3 protein-coding genes are annotated in these 4,815 nt (G+C 71.1%); all 3 read right to left on the reverse strand.

The window, feature by feature from the left end; genetic code table 11:
• Positions 1–125: 125 nt before the first annotated feature.
• Genes ACFXA3_RS35575 through ACFXA3_RS35585 form a run of 3 tightly spaced genes read right to left on the reverse strand, consistent with a single transcriptional unit; the run spans position 126 to position 4,756 of the window.
• Entirely contained in the window at positions 126–1,172 is a 1,047-nt protein-coding gene (locus ACFXA3_RS35575) for a glycosyltransferase (RefSeq protein ID WP_385194040.1), read from the reverse strand.
• Entirely contained in the window at positions 1,169–4,465 is a 3,297-nt protein-coding gene (locus ACFXA3_RS35580) for a DUF4082 domain-containing protein (RefSeq protein ID WP_385194043.1), read from the reverse strand. Before ACFXA3_RS35580 ends, ACFXA3_RS35575 begins: the two co-directional genes overlap by 4 nt.
• A gap of 21 nt (positions 4,466–4,486) precedes the next feature.
• Positions 4,487–4,756 (reverse strand): DegT/DnrJ/EryC1/StrS family aminotransferase, encoded by a 270-nt coding sequence (locus ACFXA3_RS35585; RefSeq protein ID WP_385194045.1) that lies wholly within the window; start codon positions 4,754–4,756, stop codon positions 4,487–4,489.
• Positions 4,757–4,815: the final 59 nt, after the last annotated feature.

Genomic DNA, 4,815 nt, shown 5'->3' on the forward strand with positions numbered 1-4,815 from the left:
GGGGGGGGGGGCGGCCGCGGCGCGCGGGCCGCGGCGCGGGCCCGCTGAGACAGCGGGCCGCCGGGCCGGCGGTGCCCCGGGAACGGGGCGGTGGTGCAGGTGGTGCTGTTGGTGCTGCTGGTTCATCAAATCCCTCGGCGTTTCCAGGACTGCCACCACAGCCACTCGCGCCCCCGGTCGGCGACGGCCGAGAGCACCAGCGGCTGGAGGAACGGCATCGCGCGGGCCCCGATGCGCCGGCGCCGCTGCAGCGCCCGGTACTCGGCGAGCGAGGTGTAGCCCGGCAGGCACTGGGCCGCGAAGGCCTCCAGCTCCTCGACCGGCACCACGCCGGTGCGCCCCCGGTCGTACGCGCGGTAGGCGCGGCGCAGCGCGTACCGGGCGAGCCGGGTCCGCGCCAGCTCCGACAGCCGGCCGGCGTCCGGGAGCAGACCGCCGCACTTGTCCAGGACCGAGTCGAAGGCGACGAGGCGCTGGCGCAGGTCGTCGAGCTGCCCGCCGAAGTCCGTGGTGGACATGTTGTTGCCGTGGACGCGGTAGAACGCCTGGTCGGCGCCGCGCACGTAGCCGACGTCGGCGTGGGCCGCGAGCCGCATCCACATCTCGATGTCGCCGGCGTGCGGAAGGTCCGGGTCGTAGCCGCCGACCTTGCGCTGGAGGCTGGTGCGGACGACCACCTCGGGTGAGGTGATGCATCCGGTGCCTTCCCGGAAGCGCCGTTCCAGCCACCACCGGCCCGGGTAGACCACGGATCCGGTGCCGCGGGTGCGGGCGGCGGGCAGCGGTCCGCCGTGCCGGAACCGCAGCGGCCGGCCGTAGGCGAAGCCGGCCTCGGGGTGGGCGTCGAGCAGGGCGGCGGCGCGCACCAGGGCTCCGGGGACGAGCCGGTCGTCGGCCGAGAGCAGGGCGACGTAGTCCCCGTCGGCCCATTCCAGCAGGCCCTCGTTGTAGGTGGCGATGTGGCCCCGGTTCTGTTCGTGGACCCGGACCTCGATGCGGGGGTCGGCGGCCGCGAGGGCGCGCGCGACGTCCGCGGAGTCGTCGGGCGAGGCGTCGTCGATGTTCAGTACGCGGACGTCGACGCCGGGCTGTTCGTCCAGGACGCTCTTGACGCAGTCGGCCAGGAAGTGGCCGTACTTGTAGCAGGGGATCACCACGCTGACGGTGCTCACTGCGCGGTCACCTCCGTCGACCCCTCCGTCGCGAGACCGGCCGGCGCCGTGGTGGTGAAGACCGGGCCGACCCAGTAGTTCACGGAGCCGAAGGTGTTGTTCGGGAACGCGGCGGAGGCACCGTACTTGTAGAGGCCGTTGGCGCCGCCGCTGCCGTCGGCCGGGGCGACCAGCGGGTAGGAGCGGTGCGCGGCCGTGAAGTAGCCGCCGTCCACGGCGTACTTGCCGTTCGGGGCGTGGTAGGAGGCCACGTAGCCGGTGCCCGCGGTGACGGGTACCGGGGTGGCGAAGTGGAGCTGTTGCCAGCCGGACAGGGTCTCGCTGCCGAAGGTGCCGGTGGCGAGGAGCGTGCCGGTGGACGACCAGAGGCTGCCGGTGTGCGTGCCGGTGTTGCCGGGGCCCTTGTAGAAGGTGATGCCGGTGACGTAGCCGCTGACGGCGGACTGGAAGCGGGTGCCCAGTTCGACGGAGTTGGTGTCGTCGGTGACGCTCGGGGTGCTGGGAACGGTCGAGGTCCCCCACAGGGTGCAGGGGCAGTTGACGGTGGGCGGGCTGGTGCTGGTGGTGAACGTCCAGGCGACGGGTGCCGCCATGGCGTTGCCCCACAGGTCGGCCGCTTGCACGGAGGCGGTGTACGTGGTGTTCAGCCCGAGTTCGGTGGACGGGGTGAACGTGGCGCTGTTGGAGGCGCTGAGGACCTTGTTGCCGGGGACGGTGGCCCCCGAGGCGTCCTTGAGGGTGAAGGCGAGGGTGTCGGCGTCGATGCCCTCGTTGAAGGTGGCGCCCAGCTGGGTGGTGATCGAGGTGCCGACGGCCGCGGACTGCGGGGTGGTGGAGGTGACGGACGGCGGCGTGGTGCTCGCGGTGGCGGTGTCCAGGACGGCGTCGACCCAGTAGTTGCTGCCGGACGAGGTCGTGGACGGGAAGCCGCCGGTGGAGCTGTAGCGGTACACGCCGTTGCCCCCGTCGGTGCCGCTCTTCAGCGCGGTCAGCGGGGCGAGTCCGGCGTCGGAGGTGGCGAAGGTGTTGTCGAAGGAGTACCCGCCGTTCGGGGCGAAGTAGGAGGCGACGTAGGTGGTGTTGGCCTTGACCGGGACCGGCGAGGAGAAGTTCAGCTGCTGCCAGCCGGACGCCGTCTCGTTGGTGAAGGTGCCCGTGGCCAGGCGCTGGCCGGTGCTGCTCCACAGGCTGCCCGTGTGGGTGCCGGTGTTGGCCGGGGACTTGTAGAAGCGGACGCCCGTGATCGAACCGGGTGCCGAGGAGCGGATCTTCACGCCGAGTTCGACGGCGCTGCCGTCGCCCGCGTTGACCGTGCCGGGTACGGCCGCGGCCGGCCAGACGGTGCAGGGGCACTGCTGGGGACCCACGGTCAGGGGCACGGTGGTGGTGGCGCCGATGTTGACGCTGTCGTCCACCGCGCGGACCTTGATCTGTACGGATCCGGGGGCCGTCGGGGTCCACTTGTAGCTCCAGGACCCGATGCCGGTGGTGGCCTTCCAGGTGGTGCCGCCGTCGGTGGAGACCTCCACGCGGGCCACCACGCCGCCGCCGCTGTCGGTGGCGGTGCCCGTGAGGGTCACGGGGCGCAGTGCCGGTACGGTGGCGCCGGCCGCCGGGCTGGTGACGGTGATGGCCGGTCCGGCGGTGTCCGTGGAGGCGGTGGCCGTGACCAGGTTGCCCTGCAGGGACTTGGGCTGGACGCCCATGTCGGCGAAGACGTTCACGGTGGCCTGCTGCATCCGCTTGTCCTCGGTGACCACGGTGTCGTCCGGGTTGCCCGTGGGCATGTTGGTCAGGCCCCAGGACCACTGGACGGTGCCCGTGCCGAAGACGAGGGCGTGCGAGGTCTGGTCGCGGAAGGCGACCAGGCTGTGGGTGGCGGTGCCGTTCCCGTAGGTGTTGCCGTAGTCGAGGCGCAGTTTGCCGTCGTTGATGTCGACGGTGGTGGACGACAGCTGGATCTGGCCGGGCGGGCGGGCCGCGTCCTCCACGTCGCTGTCCCATTCGTACCCGAGGGTGCCGACGGGGAAGGTGGCGGTCTGGGACGGGGTCAGGCTGGCGACGGTGGTGCCCCGCCACAGCCGCATCCTGGCGAAGGAGCCGGGGACGGTGATGGCGTCGCTGCGGTAGCCGTTGACGCTGAACAGCGATCCGGTCAGCTGGTTCTGCGGCTGGTAGGGCCGTCCGTTCGTGGAGCTGGCCGGGTCCATGAAGGTGCCGGTCCAGATCCCGCTCGGGTCGGGGACGCCGTTGGGCTGGGGGAAGGAGAGCTTGGTCTCCTTGTAGCAGACCAGGGTCCGGTTGGCGGTGTTGGTGCCGTCGTTGCTGGGGGCCAGCCGGGTCTTCCAGAAGATCTCGTTGCCGCTGAAGTACGTCTGGTTGACCCCGGCCCGGCGGGCGGTGAGGGCGTTGGTGAACTGGTCCTGTGTCCAGTACTCGTCGTGCCCGGAGGACATGAAGACCTTGTGGTTCTGCAGCGGCGCCGCGCCCCGGGTCGACACGTCGATGCCGGAGACGTAACTGACGTCGTAGCCGTTGCGTTCCAGCCACGACAGCATCTGGTACTCGGAGCCGTAGATGCCGTTCTCGCCGCCGATGTCCATGGGCCGGTTGTAGCTGACCTCGTAGGCCCGGCCGTGGGGGGCGGGGCCGCCGCCCCCGTAGAGGTCCTGGCCGCCGTAGTCGTTGTACGCCTGCCAGGTCTGGTCGCTGGTCTGGACGACGATGTCGGAGTGGCTCGAGTCGTTGCGGACGACGAACGGGTACGGCATGACCCCGTTGCCGTCCGCCTGGTCGAAGTTGGCGATGTACAGGCCGGAGACGGCGTCGGACGGCACGGTCCACGTCGCGGTGACGGGCCAGTTGCCGCAGTCGACCAGGCCGGTGGCGGGCTTGGTGGTGCAGCTGCGGGGGTTGCCGCCCGGCGCGAAGTTCGCCGGGTACGTCTGCGCCGCCTGTGCCGCGGTCGACAGCAGGCGGGCCCCGTCGCCCCCGTAGTAGCCCAGCCGGTAGACCGACACGTGGTACGGGGTCGACGACTGCACCTTGAACTGCACGGTGTCGCCCGCCTGGACGCTCATCTGGGCGCTGAAGCCCTTGATGTCGCCGTAGGCGCCGGGCGCGAACCAGTCGGACATCGGTGTGCCCGGTTTGGAGTTCTCGCACACGATCGCGTTGGTGCCGGGACCGCACGGGTCCACGGCACGCGCCACCGCTGGGGGTAAGAGAGCGGTCACGAGCGCCGCGACCACGGTGTAGAGGCCGTACCGGATCAGCCTTGTCCGTCTGTTCATCTGTACCTCATTTGTTCTGCGTCAGAGCAGGGCGGCGGCGAGGGCGTCCACGACCCGCTCCTGTTGGGCGGCGGTGATCTGCGGGAAGAGCGGGAGGGAGAGCATCCGGTCCGCGGCCTGCTCGGCGTGCGGGAAGTCCCCGCGGCCGTGGCCGAGGTGGCCGAAGGCCGGGGTGAGGTGGACCGGGGCCGGGTAGTGCACCCCGGCTCCGATGCCTTCCGCGTTGAGCTTGCCGACGACCGCGTCGCGGGGGGGGGCGGCCGCCCCGCCGCCCGGGAGGTGGCCGAACAGGGCGGTGTGGTGAGGCGGGGGGTTTTAAAAAAAAAAAACAGACCACGAAAAATATAATT

Source organism: Streptomyces sp. NPDC059456 (assembly GCF_042750055.1).
Taxonomy (GTDB): Bacteria; Actinomycetota; Actinomycetes; order Streptomycetales; family Streptomycetaceae; genus Streptomyces.